Annotated in this window: 19 protein-coding genes and 1 riboswitch; of the genes, 14 read left to right on the forward strand and 5 right to left on the reverse strand. The window is 69.2% G+C overall.

Going from position 1 to position 23,019, the window contains the following annotated elements; all coding sequences use genetic code 11:
* Window positions 1–13: 13 nt before the first annotated feature.
* The 3 genes from ACWPKK_RS21020 to ACWPKK_RS21030 form a co-directional block, all read right to left on the reverse strand.
* The gene (locus ACWPKK_RS21020; protein WP_452007903.1) at window positions 14–349 is read right to left on the reverse strand and encodes a hypothetical protein; all 336 of its coding nucleotides are present in this window, start codon (window positions 347–349) and stop codon (window positions 14–16) included.
* Window positions 350–364: 15 nt separating this feature from the next.
* Window positions 365–583: a hypothetical protein gene (locus tag ACWPKK_RS21025; protein ID WP_452007906.1), complete on the reverse strand. Its 219-nt coding sequence runs from the start codon at window positions 581–583 to the stop codon at window positions 365–367.
* Window positions 584–748: 165 nt separating this feature from the next.
* Window positions 749–1,669, reverse strand: a complete 921-nt coding sequence (locus ACWPKK_RS21030; RefSeq protein WP_452007908.1) for a LysR family transcriptional regulator — start codon at window positions 1,667–1,669, stop codon at window positions 749–751.
* Window positions 1,670–1,900: 231 nt separating this feature from the next.
* On the opposite strand from ACWPKK_RS21030, the gene ACWPKK_RS21035 reads away from it, so the two are divergent.
* The 13 genes from ACWPKK_RS21035 (at window position 1,901) to ACWPKK_RS21095 (ending at window position 19,061) form a co-directional block, all read left to right on the forward strand.
* Window positions 1,901–3,331 (forward strand): MmgE/PrpD family protein, encoded by a 1,431-nt coding sequence (locus tag ACWPKK_RS21035; protein ID WP_452007911.1) that lies wholly within the window; start codon window positions 1,901–1,903, stop codon window positions 3,329–3,331.
* Between the two features lie 268 nt (window positions 3,332–3,599).
* Window positions 3,600–5,102 carry an ABC transporter substrate-binding protein gene (locus tag ACWPKK_RS21040; protein ID WP_452007914.1) on the forward strand — a complete coding sequence of 501 codons (1,503 nt, stop codon included), beginning with the start codon at window positions 3,600–3,602 and terminating at the stop codon, window positions 5,100–5,102.
* 67 nt (window positions 5,103–5,169) lie between these two features.
* Complete coding sequence (locus ACWPKK_RS21045) at window positions 5,170–6,126, forward strand: ABC transporter permease (protein ID WP_324870110.1); 957 nt, start codon at window positions 5,170–5,172, stop codon at window positions 6,124–6,126.
* A gap of 1 nt (window position 6,127) precedes the next feature.
* On the forward strand, window positions 6,128–6,991 hold the full coding sequence (locus ACWPKK_RS21050) for an ABC transporter permease (protein WP_324870109.1): 864 nt from the start codon (window positions 6,128–6,130) through the stop codon (window positions 6,989–6,991).
* A gap of 1 nt (window position 6,992) precedes the next feature.
* Window positions 6,993–9,122: a dipeptide ABC transporter ATP-binding protein gene (locus tag ACWPKK_RS21055; protein ID WP_452007917.1), complete on the forward strand. Its 2,130-nt coding sequence runs from the start codon at window positions 6,993–6,995 to the stop codon at window positions 9,120–9,122.
* A gap of 114 nt (window positions 9,123–9,236) precedes the next feature.
* Entirely contained in the window at window positions 9,237–9,659 is a 423-nt protein-coding gene (locus tag ACWPKK_RS21060; protein WP_111069517.1) for a RidA family protein, read from the forward strand.
* Window positions 9,660–9,713: 54 nt separating this feature from the next.
* On the forward strand, window positions 9,714–10,673 hold the full coding sequence (locus tag ACWPKK_RS21065; protein WP_452007920.1) for an agmatinase: 960 nt from the start codon (window positions 9,714–9,716) through the stop codon (window positions 10,671–10,673).
* Window positions 10,674–10,695: 22 nt separating this feature from the next.
* Window positions 10,696–12,093 (forward strand): formimidoylglutamate deiminase, encoded by a 1,398-nt coding sequence (locus tag ACWPKK_RS21070; protein WP_452007922.1) that lies wholly within the window; start codon window positions 10,696–10,698, stop codon window positions 12,091–12,093.
* A 30-nt stretch (window positions 12,094–12,123) separates the two neighbouring features.
* Window positions 12,124–13,272 (forward strand): acetylornithine deacetylase, encoded by a 1,149-nt coding sequence (gene argE / locus ACWPKK_RS21075; protein WP_452007924.1) that lies wholly within the window; start codon window positions 12,124–12,126, stop codon window positions 13,270–13,272.
* Window positions 13,273–13,607: 335 nt separating this feature from the next.
* A riboswitch (cobalamin riboswitch) is annotated at window positions 13,608–13,826 on the forward strand.
* A gap of 123 nt (window positions 13,827–13,949) precedes the next feature.
* Complete coding sequence (locus ACWPKK_RS21080) at window positions 13,950–14,789, forward strand: ABC transporter ATP-binding protein (RefSeq protein WP_452007926.1); 840 nt, start codon at window positions 13,950–13,952, stop codon at window positions 14,787–14,789.
* The gene (locus ACWPKK_RS21085) at window positions 14,786–15,772 is read left to right on the forward strand and encodes an ABC transporter substrate-binding protein (RefSeq protein WP_452007929.1); all 987 of its coding nucleotides are present in this window, start codon (window positions 14,786–14,788) and stop codon (window positions 15,770–15,772) included. Before ACWPKK_RS21080 ends, ACWPKK_RS21085 begins: the two co-directional genes overlap by 4 nt.
* A complete protein-coding gene (locus ACWPKK_RS21090) occupies window positions 15,769–16,797 on the forward strand; it encodes a FecCD family ABC transporter permease (protein ID WP_452007931.1) in 1,029 nt (342 codons plus the stop codon). The genes ACWPKK_RS21085 and ACWPKK_RS21090 overlap by 4 nt, the downstream gene beginning before the upstream one ends.
* A gap of 104 nt (window positions 16,798–16,901) precedes the next feature.
* A complete protein-coding gene (locus ACWPKK_RS21095) occupies window positions 16,902–19,061 on the forward strand; it encodes a TonB-dependent receptor (protein WP_452007934.1) in 2,160 nt (719 codons plus the stop codon).
* Between the two features lie 16 nt (window positions 19,062–19,077).
* Here the strand turns inward: ACWPKK_RS21095 and ACWPKK_RS21100 are convergent, their stop codons facing one another.
* Both ACWPKK_RS21100 and ACWPKK_RS21105 read right to left on the reverse strand, forming a co-directional pair.
* On the reverse strand, window positions 19,078–19,731 hold the full coding sequence (locus tag ACWPKK_RS21100) for a response regulator transcription factor (RefSeq protein WP_452007936.1): 654 nt from the start codon (window positions 19,729–19,731) through the stop codon (window positions 19,078–19,080).
* Between the two features lie 5 nt (window positions 19,732–19,736).
* On the reverse strand, window positions 19,737–21,410 hold the full coding sequence (locus ACWPKK_RS21105; RefSeq protein ID WP_452007939.1) for an ATP-binding protein: 1,674 nt from the start codon (window positions 21,408–21,410) through the stop codon (window positions 19,737–19,739).
* A 217-nt stretch (window positions 21,411–21,627) separates the two neighbouring features.
* Here ACWPKK_RS21105 and ACWPKK_RS21110 point away from each other — a divergent pair, with 217 nt between their 5' ends.
* Window positions 21,628–22,998 (forward strand): FAD-containing oxidoreductase, encoded by a 1,371-nt coding sequence (locus tag ACWPKK_RS21110; RefSeq protein ID WP_452007942.1) that lies wholly within the window; start codon window positions 21,628–21,630, stop codon window positions 22,996–22,998.
* The last annotated feature ends 21 nt before the right edge of the window (window positions 22,999–23,019 follow it).

The raw sequence follows: 23,019 nt of genomic DNA on the forward strand, positions 1-23,019 counted from the left end.
TGCGGAAACGGCCTCACTGCGCGAAGGGCACGAGGAGCAGCGCGGTGCCCGACACCAGCAGCGCCGCAAGGCTCCGCCGCGCGATGACCACCGCGGCCGGTCCGGGCTCCATCTCGTCCAGCCGCATCGCCAGCAGGCCGCCGAAGAAGCCGGACACGGAGGCCACCACATGCACCAGTGCCAGCGCGTTCAGGACCGGCAGGCCCAGCATGAGCGCGACGAACACCAGGGTGGTTCCATAGAGAAGCGCCTGGGTGAGGATCGGCGCCCAATGTTCGCGCGCGACATAGGTTTCGAAACCCTCGGCGAAGAGGCCGGTGCGCTCGTCGGGATCGGTGTGCAGGCTCATGATGTCCCTCCGCTTTCAAAGATCCCCGCCGTTGCCGCGCCGTGATGCACGGGTCGCGACCGCCCGCGGCATGGCGCTGAACGACAGAAGCATCAGCAGGATCAGCGCGACTCCGATGGAATAGGGCGCCCAGGCCCCGAGCCGCTCGTCGGTGATCCAGTCCAGCGCCAGCAGGACGCCGATGGCGGCGATCACGGTGATGGCAGGGCCGGTGGCCCAGCGGGGATAGGTCATGGTGGCCTCCGCGGTTCGGATGGCTCGATCCGGTCTTCTCGCGCCGCTGAATGGCGACGCCCATTTCGATCGTTCGTTTCCTTGATTACGCGCGGGCGCCCGGAATAATCCGCCGAAGCCACCGAAAATCTTGCGCGTCGGGAGCGGCAGCCGGAATCGGGACCGCTACCGGCCGATCATCGGTTTGAGCCAGGGCGAATTGGCGAAGACCTCGGTGAAATAGCCCTGCCGGATCACCGCCCGCCCGGCCTTGTGGATGCCTTCGGGCAACCCGCCCAACTCGCCCTTCCGGGTCACCAGATGGATGGACCGGCGGAATCCCGAGGTGGGCAGCGGCAGCACGCGGATATGGCCGAGGTGCTGACGGCTCTTCACCAGCGCGGTGGGCGGTAGCAGGCTCCACCCCATCTCCTCCGCCACCATGGCCATCACCGTATCCGTGGCGTCGAAGGCGAAGCTGCGCGGCACCTCCATGCCCAGCCGCCGCAGATGCTGGTCCACCAGCCGGCCCAGCGCGCTGTCCGTCGTGCTGCGGATCAGCGGCAGCGTCCGCGACAATGTCCGCAGTGCGGCCTCGTCGGCGACGTCGGGCCAATTGCGCGGCAGCAGCAGCACGAACGGCTCGACCAGCAGGCGCAGGCTGTCGACCTGGTCCATGTCGTCGAAACTGTCGATGGTGAACAGCACGTCCAGCCGGCGGGCAAGAAACTGTTCGCGCAATTGCCCGCAAAGGCCGGATGCGATGCTGAAGGACGGCACGCTGTCACGCAGCCGTTGCAGCAGCCGCGGGATGAAGGGGGCCGCCAGCGTATCGATGCAGCCGATGCGCAGCTCCGGCATGAAGGACGCGTCGGCCCCGCCGATGGCTGCCGGCAACTGCCGCGCATCGGTCAGGATGCGGTTGCTCCAATGCCAAAGCCGCTGGCCGGCGGCGGTCAGGGCCATCGGCCGGATGCTGCGGTCGAGCAGTTGGCTGGCGAAGGCGGTTTCCAGTTGACGCACGACATGTGAAACGGCCGACTGGGTCAGCCCAAGCCTGCGGGCGGCGCCCGTCATGCTTCCCAATTCGGCCACGGCGACGAACACCTCGAGGGATCCAAGGTCGAAGTCTCGGTGATGCATGGGGCTTCGATCAGGCTCCCGGTGGCCGGCGGGTTCGGACAGCGATCTGCATACTATCTTATGTATAGGGCTCGTGAACAGAGCCGCCATGAACGGCATTCATGCGGATCATGAAATAAATTTCTTCAGCTGACCGGTGTGCGGGCTTCCGCGGCAGCCTCGCAGGGATATTGATCCCCTGCCGGAGTTCCATCCATGACGACGTCCCCTGACGCGCCTGCCCGTCCCATCCCGGCGGCCCGTCGCATCGGCGATTGGGTGGCGGGCCTGCGGCGGGCCGACATCCCGGCGCCGGCAGCCGCCGTCGCGCTGTCCTGCATCGTCGATACACTGGGTGTGGCGCTGGCCGGCGCGGGTACCGAGGCCGCGGTGCTGGCCGCCGATGTTGCGCGCGACACCTACGCCCCTGGTCCGGCGGCGCTTTTGACGGGCGGACGCCTGTGCATGGAGGGGGCTGCTTTCGCAAATGCCGCTGCCGCCCATGCGTTGGATTTCGACGACAACAGCTACGCCGGCTTCGTCCATGGCTCCGCCGTCGTGGTGCCGGCGGCGCTGGCGGCAACCGGGATGGCCGGCGGCACGGGGAGCGACCTGCTCACCGCCGTGGTGGCTGGTGCCGAGGCGCAATATGCCCTGGCGGAGGCGGTCGGCAATGGCGTCTATCATGCCGGCTGGTGGACCACCGCCTTGTTCGGCATGGTCGGCGCCGCGGCGGCAACAGCCAAGGCTCTGGGACTGGACGGACGCTCGGCCGCCGATGCCGTCGCTTTCGCACTCTGCGGGACCGGCGGCCTGCGCGCCTGTTTCGGCACCGGGGCCAAGCCGCTGCTGGCCGCACAGGCGGCGGCGAACGGGGTGCGTGCCGCCCGCCTTGCCGCGCGCGGCCTCACCGTCCCGCATGGCGTCGTGGAGGATCCGCGCGGCTTCGCCCGGCTGGTGGCGGAGGACCGGCTCGATCCGACAGTGCTGGAGTCGCTCGGAAGGCGCTGGCGTCTTCTCGATCCCGGCATCGACACCAAGCTCTACCCGGTCTGCCTGTCCGCCCATGCCGCCATGGACGGGCTGCGCGACCTGATGTCGGAGCAGCAGCTGAGCGCCGCAGACATCGCGTCCGTCCACTGCCGTGTCCCGCCGGTGGTGGCGGCCAACCTGACCTATGACCGCCCGGCGACGGCGGGAGAGGCCCGCTTCAGCCTGCATTTCGCCGTTGCCTGCGTGATGCTGCACGGCACCCTGACACTGGAGCATCTGAGCCGGACCATGCTGACGGATCCGGCGCTGGGTGCAGCGATCGGGCGTGTCTCCATGGCGGCCGATCCGGACTGGAACGCCGACGCCGACCGTGCGCGGCTTGCGCCGGAAGGCGCGGAGGTGACCCTCGAAACGGTGGCGGGGGAGCGGATCACCCGCTTCTGCCCGTCGGCGCGCGGCACGGTGGCCCGCCCGCTGTCGGCAGCGGAGCATGCCGCCAAATTCAAAAGCTGCGCTGCCCATGCGATCGGGTCAGCGGGAGTGGAGCAGCTCCACCTGAAATTGCAAAGCCTGGAGTTGGAAGCGGACCTCTCGAGCCTGCTTCAGCTCTGCACCATGCTGGGGATTCATGATCCCGATGAAAAACGATCATGATCCGCTGCGGGCGCGTCGGTGACCGCCTGTTTTCCGATCAAGCTGCGATGTCGAACAATCGCCAAAAAACTTAGGATTTTCAGCAACTTTCCAGCGCGTGCGCTGCACAAAAACCATGCGCACGCTTCATTTGCGCAACATTTGGGCAGAATCTTGCCCGATCAACCATCCTGCCGCCGCCCTTTCCTCCTGCCGCAGCCTTGTGACACCGTTTGGATCGAGCGGAAACCAAGGTCCACCGCAAGGACCGGAAAACAGAGGGGCTTTCATGATGATGCGACGTTTGGTGGCACGGGCCGTGCTCTCGGCGATCCTCCTGTCCGGAACGGCGATGTCGGTCCAGGCCGCGGGCACGCTCAAGGTCTCGGTGGACTCCAACCTGAACACGCTCGATCCCGCCAAGATGAAGGGCGGACAGGAGTATGTCGCCGCCTACCTGATCTTCAACGGCCTGACCATCATCGGCCATGACATGACGGTGAAACCCGATCTGGCCGAACGCTGGGAACACAGCGACGATCTGAAGACCTGGACCTTCCATCTCCGCAAGGGCGTGAAGTTCCACAACGGCCGCGACCTGGAGGCCGAGGACGTCGTCGCCACCATCGCCCGCATCCAGGACAAGGCGACCGGTTCCACCGCCCGCGTCAATTTCGAGATCGTGGAGGCGATGAAGGCGCTGGACCCGGCGACCGTCCAGTTCCAGCTGAAGAGCCCCTACGCAGGCTTCGCCGAACTGTTCGGCGAGCGGCAGGCGCGCATCGTTCCGCGCGATGCCGTCGACACGCTGGCCACCAAGCCGGTCGGCACCGGCCCGTTCGAGTTCGTGTCCTTCGCCCCCGGCGACCGTGTCGTCCTGAAGCGCAACGCCAACTACTTCGAACCGGGGCTGCCGAAGCTGGACGAGGTGGTGGTGCGGATCCTGCCGGAGTCGGCGGCCCAGGTGGCGGCGCTGACCACCGGCGAACTGGATCTGGTGTGGAACCTGCCGCTGGAGGCCATCGAGAAGGTCAAGGCCGACACGAAGCTGAAGGTCGATTCCGTCCCGACATCCACCTGGGACGGCGTCATCATGAACAACACGGTGAAGCCCTTCGACGATCCGCGCGTGCGCAAGGCGGTGGCGATGGCGCTGGACAAGCAGGCCATCACCCAGATCGCGCTGTTCGGCAACGGCACGCCCACCCATTCGCCAATCCCGCCCAGCCACCCCTTCTTCAACAAGGACCTGAAGATCGCCAAGGGCGATCCGGCGGGCGCGAAGAAGCTGCTGGCCGAGGCGGGATATCCCAACGGGTTCGAGGTCACGCTGCACACGCCCGCCGGCCGCGCCACCCGTGAACGGCTCGGCCTCGCCGTGCGCGAGCTGCTGAAGCCGGCCGGCATCACCGTCAATGTGCAGCGTGTGCCGTTCGACGTCTTCCTGAAGGACATCGAGGGCAAGGCCGGCTTCTACATCGACGGCTTCTTCAGCCGCCCGACCGTCGATACGTCCGTCTACCCCTGGTACCATTCGCGCGGGTCGTGGAACACCGCGCTGTGGAGCTATTCCAACCCGAAGATGGACACGCTGCTGGACGGCGCCCGCCAAGCCAAGAGCGAGGATGAGGCCAAGTCGCTCTACACCCAGGTCCAGGCGCTGGCGGTGGAGGATTCGCCGGGCGTCATTCCCTATGTCATCAACCACATCAACGGGTTGAACGCCAAGGTCAAGGGGTTCCAGTCGCATCCGATGATGTTCCTCGACCTGCGCAACGTGTCGGTCGATTGAGGCCGAACCGGGGACCGGCCGCGCCCGCCGCCGCCGGTCCCCTCCTCCTTCCGACGGGGATGCCGCCATGTTCGCCTACATCCTGACCCGGCTCGCCTCCCTGGCGCTGATCCTGGTGGTCATGTCGGTCCTGATCTTCCTAGTGACCCAGGCGATGCCGGGCGACGTCGCCTCGATGATCGCCGGCCAGTTCGCCTCCAAGGAGGTCGTGGACGCCATCGCGGTCAAGCTGGGCCTCGACCAGCCGCTGATCGTCCAGTATGGCCGCTGGGCCGCCGGCATCCTGCAGGGCGACCTCGGCCGCTCGCTGGTGCTGGAACAGCCGATCGGTCCCATCCTGATGGAGGCGCTGGCCCGGTCGCTGGTGCTGGCCGTCGTGGCGCTGGTGGTGGTGGCGGTGGTCGGCATCGCGCTCGGCGTGCTGGCGGCGGTCCGGCGCGGCAAGCTGACCGACCAGATGGTCTCCGGAATCTCCTATCTCGGCATCGCGGTTCCCGACTTCTTCTGGGCCATCGTGCTGGTCCTGATCTTCGGCAGCTACCTGAAACTGCTGCCCACCGGCGGCTATACCCCGATCTCCGAGGGTTTCCTGCCCTGGGCCGCCCATCTGGTGCTGCCGGTCGTCACGCTGGTGCTGATGCTGCTCGCCCGCATCGCCCGGTTGACCCGCTCCAGCATGATCGACGTTCTCCAGACCAACTACGTGAAGTTCGCCCGCGCCAAGGGCATGCCGGAATCGGTGGTGATCCTGCGCCACGCGCTGAAGAACGCGCTTTTGCCGACGATCACGGTGCTGGCCATCGATTTCGGCCTGATCCTGGGCGGTGTGGTGGTGATCGAGACGATCTTCTCCTATCCCGGCATGGGGCGGCTGCTGCTGTTCGCTATCCAGCGCCACGACCTGCCGCTGATCCAGGCGACCATCCTGATCGTGTCCGCCGCCTACTGTCTCGCCAACCTGACCGCCGACCTGCTCTACGCCTTCGTGAACCCGAAGATCCGCCACGGCATGAGGGCCTCCTGACATGACCGACGCGACTTCCATCCGACCGGCCCCGCGGCGCCTGCGCATGTCCGCGTTGCCCGGCTCGCTGATCGTCGGCATCGTCCTGCTGGCCCCGCTGGTGGTGGCAGCCGTCGCCGGTTCCTGGCTCGCGCCCTACCCGTACGACGAAATGAACATCATGAGCCGGCTGCAGCCGCCGGGGTCCGATTTCTGGTTCGGCACCGACGAGTTCGGCCGCGACGTGTTCAGCCGCACCCTGGTCGGCACCGGCAGCTCGCTGGTGATGGGCGTCGCCGCCACGGCGCTGAGCCTGTTGGCCGGCGTGCCGCTGGGGCTGGTCGCCGGCTACAAGGGCGGGCGCGTCGGCGAGGCGATCATGCGCGCCATGGACGTGCTGATGTCCTTCCCGCCGATCCTGCTGGGCATCCTGGTGCTGGCCGTCACCCCGCCGGCTCAGTGGAAGGCCATCGCCGCCATCGGCATCGTCTATGTGCCGCAGGTGGTGCGCCTGACCCGCGCCATCACGCTGGAACTGATGCAGGAGGAGTTCATCACCGCCGCCCACCTGCGCGGAGAGAGCGCCACCTACATCCTGTTCAAGGAAATCCTGCCGAACATCTGGCCGCCGCTGGCGGTGGAAGCCAGCCTGCGCGTCGTCTTCGCCATCCTGCTCGGCGCCTCGCTCAGCTTCATCGGCATGGGGGCGCAGCCGCCCTCCTCCGACTGGGGCCTGATGATCAGCGAGGCGCGGCCCTTCGTGGAACAGGCGCCGTGGATCGCGCTGTGCCCCGGCTTCGCCCTGGCCATCGCGGTGATCGGCATCAACCTGCTGGGCGACGGGCTGCGTGCCCTGCTCGACCCCCGCAACACGGGAGCGCACTGAGATGATGACCGCTCCGCAAGCATATCCGGCCGTGCCGCCGGTGATCGCTCCGGCGATGACAGCTGCGCCGGCGCCGTTGCTGGACATCCGCGGCCTGACCATCAGCTACGGCAATGCCCGCGGCACGCTGCGCGCGGCCAGCGACGTCAGCTTCGCCATCCGCCCCGGCGAGGTGATGGGGCTGGTCGGCGAATCCGGATCGGGAAAGAGCACGATCGCCATGGCGATCCTCGATCTGCTGGGCGGCGGGGGACGGGTTGATTCGGGCGAGATCCTGTTCGACGGCGTTGATCTCCGCCGGCTGCCGGCCGCCGAGCGCCGGGCGCTGCGGGGCGACAGGATCGCCGCCGTCTTCCAGGATCCCTTCACTTCCCTGAACCCAGCGCTGACCGTCGGCCGCCAGATCGCCGAGCCGCTGATCCAGCACAAGGGCTTCTCATCCCGGCAGGCCGCGGTCCGGGTGGAGGAACTGCTGGCCGAGGTCGGCATCCGCGATCCCCGCCGGGTCGCCGCATCCTACCCGCACGAGCTGTCGGGCGGCATGCAGCAGCGGGCGCTGATCGCCACCGCGCTCGGCTGCGAACCCAAGCTGCTGATCCTCGACGAGCCGACCACCGCGCTGGACGTGACGGTGGAGGCCCGCATCATCGACCTGCTGGCGAAGCTGTGCGACAGCCACCGGCTGAGCGCGCTGTTCGTTTCCCACAATCTGGGCATCGTCAACCGGATCTGCGAAACCGTCACCGTGCTCTATGGCGGGGTGGTGGTGGAAACGGGGCGGACCGGCCGCGTGCTGTCCCGTCCGGCCCACCCCTATGCGAAGGGACTGGTCGCAGCCCTGCCGCGCATCACCGCGGACCGGCGCCACCGCCTGCCATCCATCCCAGGGACGGTCGCCAAGCTGAGCGGCGCCGTCACCGCCTGCGTCTTCGCCCCCCGCTGCCCCTTCGCCGAGGAGACCTGCCGCAGCCTGCCGCAGACGATGCGGATGGACGAGGCCGGGGACGGCGTGCGCTGCTGGAAGGCCGAGGCCTTGGCCGGCACGCCGTGGCCGGACGAGGATGCCGGCGCCGCCCGCCCGTCCAGGGCGCTGCCGCAGCAGTCCGGTCCGCTGGTCGAGGTGGACCATCTGCGCAAGGTCTACGGCGCGAATCGCTCCATCCTGCCCTGGCTGCGCCGCACCGGCACCGTGGCGGTGGAGGATGTGTCCTTCACCATCGGCCGCGGCGAGGTGGTGGGGGTGGTCGGCGAAAGCGGCAGCGGCAAGAGCACCATCGGCCGTGCCCTGCTGGCGCTGACCGAACCCAGCGCCGGCACCGTGCTGTTCGACGGCGCCGACCTGACGGAGCGGGTCAAGCGCGGCGACCAGGATCTGCGCCGCCGTGCCCAGTTGGTCTTCCAGAACTCGGCCGCCTCGCTGAACCCGCGCAAGACCGTGGGGGCGGCGATGGACCGGCCGCTGGTGCTGGCCGGCAAAGGCGACGCGGATGAGCGGGGCCGGACCATCGCCGGCCTGCTGACCCGCGTCGGGCTGCCGGCCGCCTATGCCGACCGCTATCCGCATGAGCTGAGCGGCGGCGAGCGCCAGCGCGTGAACATCGCCCGCGCGCTCGCCACCAGCCCGGATTTCGTGGTCTGCGACGAGGCGGTGTCGGCGCTCGACGTCTCGGTGCAGGCCAACATCCTGAACCTGCTGGCCGAACTGCGTGACGAGATGGGGCTGTCCTATCTCTTCATCACCCACGACATCGCCGTGGTGTCGCACATCGCCGACCGTGTCCTGGTCGTCTATGGCGGCACCATCTGCGAGGAGGGCCCGATCGCCAGCGTACTCCGCCCGCCCTACCATCCCTATACCGAGGCGCTGCTGTCCGCCGTGCCGCGGCTGGCGGAGGACGGGCAGGAGACGCCGCGGATCCTTCTGGAGGATGCCGCCGCCGCACCCGGCGGCCGGGGCTGCGCCTTCGCCGCCCGCTGCCCGCGCAAGCTGGGGGCGGTCTGCGACGAACAGGCCCCGCCCGTCCATGAGACGGCCGACGGCCACCGCATCGCCTGCCACATCCCGCTGGCGACGCTGGCCGAACGGGCGTCGGTCTTTCCGGAACTCATCGGGGGCGACGCCCGGCACTGACCTGACGCCCTGCCGCCCAGCCATATCCGTCAGCGACGCTCCCGCGGGGGGCGCCGGACGCTTCCTTCTTGCCCTTTAGAACCGATCCCGCATACCGGAACCAGGGAACCCGCCATGACCGTCCACACCCGCATCCGTCAGTTCAACACCAAGAAGACCTATCCCGAACAGGCGCTGGACAACGACCTGTGCCAGACCGTCGTCGCGCGCGGCACCATGGTCTTCGTCCGCGGCCAGATCGGCCAGAACCTCGACACCAGCGAAAGTGTCGCCGTCGGCGATGCCGCCGGCCAGACCGAGCAGGCGATGGCCAACATCAAGATGCTGCTGGAAGAGGCGGGCTCGTCGCTGGAGCACATCTGCAAGATCACCGTCTACATCACCGATCCGCGCTATCGCGAGCCGGTCTACCGCACCATCGGCAAGTGGCTGAAGGGGGTCTATCCGGTGTCGACCGGCATCGTGGTCAGCGCGCTCGCCCGCCCGGAATGGGTGGTGGAGGTCGACGCGACCGCCGTGATCCCCGACGCCGCCTGAGGCGCGGCGCGCCCTTCGCCCATCCGTCATGAACCGACAAGAAGAACCGCCACCATGAGCACCAGCCTGACCAACCCGCCGCGCCGCGAGCTGCAGAGCTTCCTCGACTTCCCGATCTGCACCGACATCGACCAGCTCGACGGCCATATCGGCATCCTCGGCATTCCCTACGGCGATCCCTATTCGATCGACGAGGTGACGAACGACCAGACCAACGCCCCGACCTGGGTGCGCCGCTACACCGAGCGCGCGCTGCGCAAGCTGGAGCGCTGGGACTTCGACATCGGCGGTCCGCTGCTGGGCGGCAAGGACATCAAGGTGGTGGATTGCGGCGACGTGAAGGCCGATCCCCGCAACCTCGACCTGCATTACCAGAATGCCGAGGTGGTGGTTCGCCGGATGCTCGCCAAGGGCATGCTGCCCATCGTCATCGGCGGCGACCACGGCATCCCGATCCCGGTCCTGCGCGCCTATGACGACCAGGGGCCGATCACGCTGGTCCACATCGACGCCCATCTGGACTGGCGCGACGACGTGAACGGCGCCCGCAACGGCTATTCCAGCCCGATCCGCCGCGCCGCGGAAATGGACCACATCGGCCAGATCTTCCAGATCGGCCTGCGTTCGGCCGGCAGCGCCCGGCCGGAAGAGGTCGAGGCTGCGCTGTCCTATGGCGCGGTGCTGGTCCCCGACGTGGAATTGCAGGATGTCGGGATGAAGGCCGTTCTGGACCGCATCCCCGACGGCGGCCGCTATTATCTGACCATCGACGCCGACGGCATGGACCCGACCATCATGCCGGCAGTCAACGGCCCCGCGCCCGGCGGCGTCACCTATCCACAGATCCGCACGCTCATCCACGGGCTGGTGGCCAAGGGCCGCGTCGTCGGCATGGACATCGTGGAGATCACGCCGAAGAAGGACCTGAACGGCATCACCGCCATCACCGCAGGGCGCATCATCTGCAACCTGATCGGCAAGACCATCCAGGCCGGCTATTTCGACGCCAAGTGACGATGAGGGGGAGTGCAAGGCGATGACTGCCGCGCGCCGGCTCGACCGGCTGTTCTGCGACCGGGCGCTGCTGGCCGACGGCTGGGCATCGGGGGTGCTGCTGGGTTTCGACGCCCAAGGGCTGATCACGGGGCTGGAGGCGGGGCTCGACGCCCCGCCGGTCGGGGTCGAGCGGGCCGCCGGCCCCGTCATCCCCGGCATGCCCAACCTGCACAGCCATGCCTTCCAGCGGGCGATGGCCGGGCTGACCGAGCGGGCCGGGCCGGCGGAGGACAGCTTCTGGAGCTGGCGGGAGGTGATGTACGGCTTCGTCGGCCGCATCGATCCCGACAGCCTCCAGGCGGTGGCGGCGATGGCCTATGCCGAGATGCTGGAGCGGGGCTATACCTCGGTGGCGGAGTTCCATTACCTCCACCACGATGCCGATGGCCGGCCCTATGCCGATTTGGCCGAGACCTCGAAACGCATCCTCGCCGCGGCGGACGCCACCGGGATCGGTCTGACCCACCTGCCGGTGCTCTACGCCCAGGGCGGCTTCGGCCGACAGCCGGCGGGCGAGGGGCAGCGCCGTTTCCTGAACGATCCCGACAGGCTGCTGGCGATCATCGAGGCCTGCCGCGCGGCACCCGGCGGCCACCGCACCGGCCTCGCCCTCCATTCCCTGCGCGCGGTGTCGCCCGACGCCATGGCGGCGGCGCTGGACGGCCTGTCGGCGCTCGACCCGGCGGCGCCGGTCCACATCCATGTCGCCGAACAGACGGCGGAGGTGGATGCCTGCCTTGCCTGGTCGGGCCGGCGGCCAGTGCAATGGCTGCTCGACCGCGGCTGGCTGGGGCCCTCCTGGTGCCTCGTCCATGCGACCCACGTCACCCCGGACGAGGTGGCGGGGATCGCGGCGTCGGGCGCCGTCGCCGGCCTCTGCCCGACGACGGAGGCCGATCTGGGCGACGGGCTGTTCCCGGCCCGCGAGTTCCTGACCCAAGGCGGACGGTTCGGCATCGGGTCCGACAGCCAGGTCATCATCGACGCCGCGGAGGAATTGCGGCTGCTGGAGTTCGGGCAACGGCTGGCCGCGAGGCGGCGCAACCTGCTGGCACCGGCGGCCGGCGCCTCGACCGGAGCGGCACTTTACCGGGCGGCCGTCGCCGGGGGCGCGCAGGCGCTCGGCCTGCCGGGGCCGGCGGGCGGTCTCGCCACGGGCCAGCGCGCCGATCTTATCGTGCTGAACCCCGACGATCCGCGGCTGTACGGCCGAACCGACGACATGCTGCTGGACTCCTACGTCTTCGCGGGCGCCCGCGACGCGGTGCGCGACGTGGTGGCGGGGGGACGGCTGGTGGTGCGGGACGGCCGGCATGTCGATGCAGAGGCGATCCGCAACGGCTGGCGTCGCGCCGTCGACCGGTTGAACGCCGCCTGAAAAGCGCATCTAAGAAGCGAGGAAATCCCCATGACGGCGACCATCGACATTCTGGAACGGCTGGTTGCCTTCCGCACCGTCAGCCGCGACAGCAACCTGGACCTGATCCGTTGGGTACAGGAGCGGCTGGAGGCCGCCGGCGCAACCACATGGCTGGTGCCGAGCGAGGATGGGCGAAAGGCCAACCTGTTCGCGACGCTCGGTCCCGCCGATCGCTCCGGCGTCATGCTGTCTGGGCACAGCGATGTGGTGCCGGTCGAAGGACAGGCCTGGACCGGCGACCCCTTCCGGCTGATCCGCCGGGACGGCAAGCTGTTCGGCCGGGGCACCGCCGACATGAAGGGCTTCATCGCCGCAAGCCTCGCCTTGTTCGACCGCGCCGCCGGACGGCCCCTGTCCCAGCCCCTGCATCTGGCCCTGTCCTATGACGAGGAGGTCGGCTGTCTCGGCGTCCGCCGCCTGATCGAGATGATGGCGGCCCTGCCTGTCCGTCCGCGCTTCTGCATCGTCGGCGAACCGACCGGCATGCAGGTGGTCACCGCCCACAAGGGCAAGACGGCTCTCAGCGCCGACTGCCACGGCGTCGAATGCCATTCGAGCCTTGCGCCGCAGGGTCTGAACGCGATCCACATGGCGAGCGACCTGTTGACGGGATTGCGCCGCATCCAGGACCGGCTGCGCGTCGAAGGCACGCATGACGACGCCTACGACGTGCCCTGGACCACGATCCATGCCGGGGTCATCCAGGGCGGCGAAGCGCTGAACATCGTGCCGAACCGCTGCCGTCTCGACTTCGAAATCCGCCATCTGCCGCAGGATCCGGTGGAACCGCTCGTGGACGCCATCCGGGAGGAGGCCGACGGCATCGTCCGGCGCCTGCGGTCCGATTTCCCAACCGCCGGACTGTCGATCGGCGAGTTGTCCAGCTATCCGGCGCTCGACACCGACGGCAACGCGGAGGTGGTGGCGTTCGTCAAGACGCTGACCGGCGGCAACAGCACCGGCAAGATCTCTTTCGGAACGGAAGGCGGATTGTTCCAGCGCCGGCTGTCCATGCCCACCGTGGTGTGCGGCCCCGGCAGCATCGGCGAAGCCCACAAGCCCGACGAGTTCATCACCGAGGAACAACTGGCCGCCTGCGACCGCATGCTGGAGGCCCTGCTCGTCAATCTGGCGTGACGGCGGAGGCAAACAGAGTTTTTGCTTACCACGGCAGGGTCCCGCCCCTGCCGATCTTCTCCTTGCGGGATTCGCACCAGCCGGATATGTAATGTTATAATGTTACGTCTTGGCACGTAACGCGACCCAGCAACGACCGGACCGGCATGACGATGACCCATTTTGCGGATCGATTTGTGGACGCCCTCCCCGCCGCCTCCGACGCGCGAGGCCACGCCCTATGACCGGCCCGACGTAAACAGGGCCGACATCGGCACCCAAGTCAGGGTCATGTCGCAAAGAAATTTCCCGCGGCCATTTCGTTTCGAACCTTGACCTCTGCAGCCGGGTCGCTCATGAATGGCCCTGGTACTGGTTCTTCCGGCGGCCGCCGCCGGAAGCTAAGAGGGAATCCGGTGAGCCGCGCCGCGCGGCGAGACCGGAGCTGTCCCCGCAACTGTGAGCGGTGAGCCGTTCCGTCATTTCCTGCCACTGGCGCCTGTCGGCGCTGGGAAGGCCGAACGGACCGGTGATGACCCGCAAGCCAGGAGACCTGCCAGCGCCAAAACGAAACGTCCTCGGGCGGGGTGTCCCGGTGGAACGCTTGCCACCGCACGTCCGGATTCCGCGCCGGATTGCCCGCGTGTTCCGCAATGCGTCCGCCTCGACCCTCCCGCCCACAACGGCAGGATGCACGGATGACGCCAGCGCCTTCCCCCACACAGGCACCCCACCCCCGCCGGATCCACGCCGTCTCGGTGGACGGGCTGAGCTGCGAACTGGCCGGCCGCAAGGTCCTGTCGGACATCGGATTTTCCGTTCCGCACGGGGCTGTCCTCGGCATTCTCGGACCGAACGGCTCCGGCAAGACCACGCTGCTGCGCTGCCTTGCCGGCCTGCAGGCGCCTTCGACCGGGCGGATCCGCATCGACGGCGCCGATCCGCGCGCCCTGCGCCCGGCAGAGCTTGCCCGCCGGCTGGCGCTCCAGGCACAGGACTCCGCCGCCGCACTCGGCTTTACCGTGCGCGACGTGGTCGGCATGGGCCGGCTGGTTCACCGCCGCTCGGTCTTCTCGGCAAGCGGGGCGGAGGATCGCGCCATCGTCGAGGATGCGCTGGCCCGGCTGGAGTTGGAGGCGCTGGCCGAGCGGCCGGTCGAACAGCTGTCGGGCGGCGAACGGCAGCGGGTGATGATCGCCCGCGCCCTGGCGCAACGCCCGCGCATCCTGCTGCTGGACGAGCCGACCAACCATCTGGACATCCAGCACCGCTTCGCCGTCCTCGATCTGGTGCGTTCGCTGGGCATCACCGCGGTGATGACGCTGCACGACATCGAACTGGCGGCGCGCTGGTGCGACCGCCTGCTGTTGCTGAAGGACGGCCGCCTGCAGGCAGACGCTGCGCCGGAAGAGGCGCTGACGGCGGAACGCCTCACCGCCGTCTACCGGGTTGCCGCCGCAGTGGATCGCCGCCCATGCGACGGCCGGCTGCGCATCGACCTGTCACCGCTGGCGCCGAACCGACTGGACCTTGCATGATCCCGGTCCTGTTCCGCCCCGTTGTGCGCAGCGCCCTGCTCGCCGCCGCGCTTGCGCTGCCTTTCGCTCCCACGCAGGCGCAGAGCCATCCGGTCGAGGTCGCCAACTGCTTCGAAACCGCCCGGTTCGACGCACCTCCCAAGCGGCCGATGGTCCATGACGTCAACATGACGCAGACCATGCTGGATCTCGGGCTGGCCGACCGGCTGGTCGCGGTTTCCGGCATCGCCGGGGCGGAACGCCACCTGATCGCACCGCCGGGTGTGGTCGCCGCCCTGCCCCAGCTGCCGGACCGCGCCCCGACGCTGGAGGCGGTGCTGGCCGCCGATCCGGACTTCCTGTTCGCCGGCTGGAGCTATGGCTTCAACGAGGCGCGCGGCCTCACCCCGGCCCGCCTCGCAGAGATGGGCGTCGCCACCTACACGCTGCGGGAAAGCTGCATCCGCATCGGCCCGCGCGAGCCGATCGGCATGGAGACGCTCTACGCCGACCTGCTGGCGCTGGGCCGGATTTTCGGCATCGCCGACCGGGCGGAGGCCATGGTCGCCGACTTCCGCCGCCGCGTCGCCGCGGTCACCCGGCTGACCGGCACTGCGGCCCAACGCCCGCGCGTCATGTATTGCGACGATTGCCACACCGACGCCGCCCCGCTGTCGGTCGGCCGCGAGGGCATGACCAGCCTGCTGATGGATCTGGCCGGCGGCCGCAACATCTTCGACGACATCGCCGACAGCTATGTCCGGGTCAGCTGGGAGGAGATGGCGCGGCGCGACCCGCAATGGATCATCGTCAGCGACCACCGCATCCCGGCCGAAGCCGCCATCCGCTACCTGCTGTCCGCCCCGCAGCTGGCCGATGTGGAGGCTGTGCGCAAGCGGCAGTTCATCGTCCTGACCTATGCCGAACAGACCCCGTCGACCCGCAATGTCGATGCTTTGGAGCGAATGGCCCGGACGCTGCACCCGGAGCTGTTCACGCCATGAACCGCCCCCGCACGCTGCGCCTGTGCCTCGTGCTGTCCGCCGCCCTGTTCCTGTCGCTGTTCGCCGCGGTCGGATTCGGCGCCGCCCGCATCCCAGTCGCCACGGTCTGGTCGGTCGTCTCGCACGAGCTTTGGCCGGCGGCCTTCCCGGCGCAGGGCTTCGGCCGGGCGGAGCGCAACATCGTCTGGGAATTGCGGCTGCCGCGCGTTCTGCTGGGCGCGCTGGCCGGCGCCGGGCTGGCCGCGGTGGGGGCGGTGCTGCAGGTGGTGACGCGCAACCCGCTGGCCGACCCCTATCTGTTCGGCGTGTCGGCCGGCGCGTCGGTCGGGGCGGTGAGCGTCATCCTGTTCGCCGGCGTGGTGGCCGGAACGTTGAGCCTGCCGGCCGCGGCCTTCCTCGGCGCGCTCGCCGCCATGCTGGCCGTCTTCGCCGCCGCGCGCGGACGTGACGGCAGCGTGACCGGCGAGCGGCTGGTGCTGACCGGCGTCGCGGTCGCCTTCATCCTGCACGCCGTCACCAACACCCTGATCGTCGCGGCGGCGGACCGCAGCGCCGATGCCGCGCTGTTCTGGATGATGGGCGGCTTCGGCACCGCGCGCTGGAGCGTCCTGCCGGCGCCAGCCCTGCTGACGCTGTGCGGGCTCGGCTGGCTGTGGCTGCGGGCCGAGACGGTCAACACGCTGGCGCTCGGCGACGATGCGGCCCGCTCGCTCGGCACCGATCCGCAGCGGCTGCGACTGGAACTGTTCGTCGTCACCGCGCTGATGACTGGCGCGCTGGTGTCGGCCTGCGGCGGCATCGGCTTCGTCGGGCTGGTGCTGCCCCACATCGCGCGCCTGCTGGTGGGCGGCCATCTGCGGACGCTGCTGCCGGTAGCGGCGCTCGGCGGAGCCCTGCTCCTGCTGTGGGTGGATGTCGCCGCACGGACGTTGTTCGCCCCGCGCGAGATCCCCGTCGGCGTGGCCACGGCCCTGGTCGGCGGCGCCTTCTTCCTGTGGCTGATGCGCCGCCGCCCAGACCCGTAACGTCCTGAGCGACCTTTCAGCAAGTCCCGAACCATCCGCCGCGAAGCCCCTCTTCGCGGAACGCCTTCCCATGCCCTTTTCCAAACCATTCCGGAGAATCATCAATGCCGCCTGCCCGTTCCCGCCGCCATCGCCGCCGGCCCGCCCCGCTGGCGACGCTGTTCCTGGTCGCAGCCTCCGTCGCCCCGGCGGCGGCAAGTGCCGAGGACGGCGACGCGCCGCTCACGCTGTCCCCGGTCACGGTCACCGGCCGCTCCACGGACGCGGCGCCCTCCGGTCTGGCGCTCGACCGGCCGAATAGCGGCGGCAGCCGGCTCGACCTCACCCCGCTGGAAACCCCGGCCAGCATCGAGGTGATCTCCGGCCGGACCATCCGCGACCGCGGCCAGACCAACGTGACCGAGGCGGTCACCCAGAACGCCACCGGCTTCACCTCGCTCGCCGCTCCGGGCAATGGCGGCTCCTCGCTGGCGACGCGCGGCTTCGCCGGACATGGCTCGGTGATGCAGCTTTATGACGGGACCCGGCTCTATGTCGGGTCGGGAACCGTCACCTTCCCCTTCGACACATGGTCGACGGAGCGGATCGAGGTGCTGCGCGGCCCCGCCTCCGTCCTCTATGGCGAGGGCGCCATCGGCGGCGTCGTCAATGTGGTGCCCAAGCGGCCGACGACTGAGTTCCGCAACGAGGCGATGGTCGCCATCGGCACCGACGGCACCCGGCGCGCCGCCGCCGGCAGCGGCGGTCCGCTCGGCGAAAAGCTGTCCTACCGGCTGGATGTCAGCGGCAACCGCTCCGACGGCTGGGTCGACCGCGGCGACAACAAGTCCCTCGCCGTCTCCGGTGCTGTGAAGCTGCAGGCGACGCCGGACCTCGCCGTCACCCTGTCCAACGATTACGGAGACCAGCAGCCGCAGGAGTATTTCGGGACGCCGCTGATCGCCGGCCGGCTCGACCGCGCGCTGCGGCACCGCAATTTCAACGTGGCCGACAGCGAGATCCGCTATGGCGACAACTGGACCCAGTTGAAGGCCGAATGGGCGGTGTCCGACGCGCTGACCCTGCGCAACACCGCCTATCACCTGACCAGCCACCGCCATTGGAAGGATGTGGAAAGCTACGCCTGGAACGCCGCCAGCCGGCAGGTGGTGCGCGACAGCTACATCGAGATCTACCACGACCAGCGGCAGGTCGGTGACCGCTTCGACGCGACGTGGCGCAGCAGCCTCTTCGGCATGAGGAACGAGCTGGTCGGCGGCTTCGACCTGAACCGGATCGAGTTCAAGCACGCCAACAATTCGCCCTATGGCGGCTCCAGCACGGTCGATCCGTTCGATCCGGCGCCCGGCCTGTTCCTCAACAGCGCCGGCACCACCCCGCGCAGCCGGTCGCGCACCCGCCAATACTCCCTGTTCGCCGAGGACAGGCTGTCGGTGACGCCGCGGCTGTCGCTGGTCGGCGGCATCCGCCATGACGCGCCGACGGTGGAGCGCTGGGATCTGGTGACGGGAAGCAGCTACACCAAGGACTTCCGCGCCACCAGCTGGCGGACCGGCGCGGTGTACGAGGTGATGCCCGGTCTGGCCGTCTATGGCCAGTACGCCACCGCGGTCGATCCGGTCGGGAATCTGATTTCGCTGTCGCCGACGCAGAAGGATTTCGACCTGTCCACCGGCCGGCAGGTGGAGATCGGCGTCAAGCAGTCCTTCCTTGAAGGACGCGGCGAGTGGACGCTGGCCGCCTACCGCATCGTCAAGGACAAGCTGCTCACCACCGACCCCAACCGACCCGGCGTGACGATGCAGGTCGGCCGGCAATCGTCGCGGGGGCTGGAGGCCTCCCTGTCGCTCGGCCTGTGGGAGGGCGTGCGGGTGGACGTCAACGGCGCGCTTCTGCGGGCCAAATATGACGACTTCACCCAGTCCGTATCGGGCCGCGCGGTGTCCTATGCCGGCAACGTGCCGACCGGCGTGCCGGAACGCACCGCCAATGTCTGGGCCAGCTGGACCTTCCTGCCGGGCTGGGAGGCGCGGGCCGGCCTGCAATATGTCGGCAAGACCTACGCCGACGCCACCAATACCAGCGTGCGGCCGGCCTACACCGTCGTCAATGCCGGGCTGGACTATCGGCCGACCGGCAACACCAAGCTGAGCCTGCGCGCCTTCAACCTGTTCGACGAGGTCTATGCCGTGGCCGGCAGCACCAGCAGCTGGGTGCTCGGCCGCCCGCGCTCGGCCGAACTGGCCTTCTCGATGACCTTTTGACCTCCGGCGCCGGCCGTCACTCCTCCGTGGGCAGCATTTCCGCCTTGCGGACGAGGTCGGCGACCGAACGGACCTGCATCTTCCGCATCACCTTGCCGCGGTGGAGCTTCACCGTCACCTCGCTGATGCCGAGATCGCCGGCGATCTGCTTGTTCAGCCGGCCCTTGACCACCGCGGCCATCACCTCGCGCTCCCGCGGGGTCAGGGTCGCGGCCTGAGTCTCGACCGTCTCCGCCGCGCTCCGTTCGCGCCGCCGGGACCGGTCGCGGACGATGGCGGCCTCCACCGCGTCCAGCATATCCTGGTCGCGGAAGGGCTTGATCAGGAAATCCATCGCCCCGGCCTTCATCGCCCGCACCGACATCGGCACGTCGGCGAAGCCGGTCATGAAGACGATGGGCAGCGCGATGCCCAGGCTCTCCAGCCTCGTCTGGAACTCCAGCCCGCCCAGGCCGGGAAGCCGTACGTCGAGGATCAGGCAACCCGGCCGGTCGGGAACCGCCGCCGCCAGCAATTCGGCCGTGCTGCCGAAGGCTCGGCTTTCGATGCCGACGGACCGCAGAAGATCGACCACCGCCTCCCGCATGCCGCCGTCGTCGTCCACGACGAGAACCAGCGGATCGTCCTTGGCCGATGACGGGGCCTGATGCGCTGCGGGGTGCGTCGGCATGGCGGTCAGTCCTCTCGTGCCGGGGCCAGCGGCGCGCCCGGCGATAGGGTGGCCGGCGATGGGGTGGCCGGCAAATGGGTGGATGGCTGGGGCGACGCCGCGGGAATGGTGAACTCGAACACCGCACCGCCTTCCGCATGGTTGTGGACACTCAGCGTGCCGCCACAGGATTCGACCGTGGAGCGGCAGATCGACAGCCCCATGCCCATGCCGTCCGGCCGGGTGGTGAAGAAGGGATCGAACAGGCGGGCGCGGCTGCCCTCGTCGATGCCCGGGCCGTGGTCGCGCACGGAGACCCTGACCTGCGCCATGCCCTGGATTTCCTCCGGACTGTCGACGGTTACGGTCAGGTCGCGCCGGGGGCTGCCGGCTTCCGCCATGGCGTGCAGGCCGTTGGTGACGAGGTTGATCAGCACCTGCTGCAGCCCCACCCGGCTCCCCCGCACCGGCGGAACGTCGGCGGCGAAGTCGGTGGACAGCACCGCGGCGGCGGCCGACAACTCGCGCTCCAGCAGCAGCGCCACCTCCTCCACCAGCCGGCGCAGGTCGATGGTCTCGTCGCAGCGGGCATCCTTGACCAGCATGCCGCGGGTCCGCTGCACGATCTCGGCGGCCCGCTTGCCGTCGCGGATCATGCGGTCCACTGCCTTGGCGGCGGTGTCGATGTCGGGCGGGTCGCGGCGCAGCCAGCGCAGGCAGGCCTGCGCGTTCAGCACGATGGCGCCCAGCGGCTGGTTCAGCTCGTGGGCGATGGAGGCGGACAGGGCCCCCAGCGTGGCGGCGCGCGCGGCGCGGGCGAGTTCGGCCTGGGCGGCCAGCAGCGCCTCCTGCGTTCGTTCGCGCTGGGTGATGTCGACGATGCCGACCACGACCTGATCGAAGCCGATCCCGTCGTCCGGGAAGCTGATGCCGAGCAGCACGGTCAGAACGCGCCCGTCGGCGGCGATCAGCTGCGCCCGCCCTTCGAACCGGTCGCGCCCGTCCCAAAGCGCCAGAAGCACCTGCGGCATGGCCGGGTCGTCTTCGGGAAGGAAACGTTCCAGCGGCCCCAGCACGTCCGCGCGGTCGGCCGCACCCAGCAGTTCAAGGGTGGCGTCGTTGACGTTGGTGGTGACGATCAACGCCCCCATCTCCCGCGCCCAGCCGGGATTGGCCTGCGCATGGGCGGCAAGGTCCGTCACGCCATCGGCCCGCAGGGCGTCGAGCGCTGCCGTGACGGCGGTGAAGTCCTGCTCCCACAGGGAAACGCGCGCCTGCTCGAACATGCTGCGGTAACGCTTCTCGCTGCGCGCCAGCGCCCCGTTGGCCCGCACCAGCAGCGCCCGGGACTCATGGTCGCGCACCAGCAGCGCCCCGGTGATCAGGATCGCCGCCAGCGACACGCCGCAGCGCAGCACCGCCGACAGGTCCATGTCATGCCAGTGCGACAGCAGGAAGGACAGCACCGCCAGCAGCCCGCAGCCGGCCGCCACCCGGAGGATCCCCCGCCGGGACAGCGTGGTTGCCGCCAGGAGGAGGACCAGGACATAGAGGACGGCGATGGCGCTCTCGATGTCGGTGAAGGTGTCGATGACGAAAACCGCGAGCGCCAGCGGAATCGCCAGGACACCGAGCCGGCGCTCGGTCGGCCGCCCGGCCATGTACGAACCGCCCGGCACTGCCCCTCCGCTCGCTCCCATGCTTCCGCCTCCAGCCCCCGCGCTGTCCTGTTCCGTTTCCGTCAGCCTAGAGGCGGGCGGCGCCCGCTTCTTGAAGGATCTGACGATGAGTTGACGGATCTGAACGGGCCGCCGCCAGTCATACCTTGGTTTGCTTGGAAGACGCCCGGCACCGGCGCTACCATCCTCCCCCACGCCACGATCCCCCGACGAACACATCCGGCCGCAGGAGCCCGCCATGGTCGACGCCATCATCATCGGAGCCGGCCAGGCCGGACCGCCGCTTGCCCAGCGCCTCACCGCCGCCGGCATGACCGTCGCGGTGGTGGAGCGCAAGCTGTTCGGCGGCACCTGCGTCAACACCGGCTGCACCCCGACCAAGACGCTGATCGCCAGCGCCCGCGTGGCGCAGATGGCTCGGCGCGCCGCCGAATACGGCGTGATGCTGGACGGCCCGGTGCGCATCGACATGGCAAAGGTCAAGGCGCGCAAGGACGCCGTCTCCGGCCGGTCGCGCCAGAATGTGGAGCGCTGGCTGCGCGGCATGCCCGGCTGCCGCGTCCTGCAGGGCCATGCCCGTTTCGAGTCCGCCAACAGCGTGCGCGTCGGCGACGAGCTGCTGACGGCGGAGCGCATCTTCCTCAATGTCGGCGCCCGCGCCGCGGTGCCGGACATGCCGGGCGTGCGCGACGTGGAAATCCTCACCAGCGGCACGATCCTCGACCTCGACCAAGTGCCCCGGCATCTGGTGGTGGTCGGCGGCAGCTACATCGGCCTGGAATTCGCGCAGATGTACCGCCGCTTCGGCGCCGAGGTGACCGTGGTGGAGAAGGGGAAGCGGCTGATTTCACGCGAGGACCCCGACGTGTCCGACGCGATCCGGGACCTGCTGGAGAAGGAAGGCGTGACGGTTCGCCTGTCGGCCGACTGCATCCGCTTCGCCCCCCATACCGATGGCGTGGAGGTCGGGGTGAACTGTGCGTCCGGCAATCCGTCGGTGGTGGGAAGCCATGTGCTGCTGGCGGTCGGGCGCACGCCCAACACCGACGATCTCGGCCTCGGCCGCGCCGGCGTGGCGACGGATAGCCGCGGCTACGTCACGGTGGACGACAGGCTGCGCACCAACGTGCCAGGCATCTGGGCGATGGGCGACTGCAACGGGCGCGGCGCCTTCACCCACACCGCCTACAACGATTTCGAGATCGTTGCGGCCAATTTGCTGAACGACGATCCGCGCAGCGTCGACGACCGCATCCAGGCCTATGCGCTCTATACCGACCCGCCGCTCGCCCGCGTCGGCATGACCGACGAGGCGGTCCGCCGCTCCGGCCGGCGCGCGCTGGTGGGCCAGCGGCCGATGACCCGCGTCGGGCGTGCGGTGGAAAAGGGCGAAGCGCAGGGCTTCATGCGGATCACCGTCGATGCCGACAGCAAGGAGATCCTGGGCGCCGCCATCCTCGGCCCCGGCGGCGACGAGGCGATCCACGGCGTGCTGGACATGATGTACGCCAAGGCGCCCTACCCGACCCTGCAGCGCGCCGTCCACATCCACCCAACCGTCGCCGAACTGCTGCCGACCCTGCTGGGCGAACTGAAGCCGCTGGACTGACGGCGCAGGAGCGCGCGGCGT

Source organism: Azospirillum largimobile (assembly GCF_977007025.2).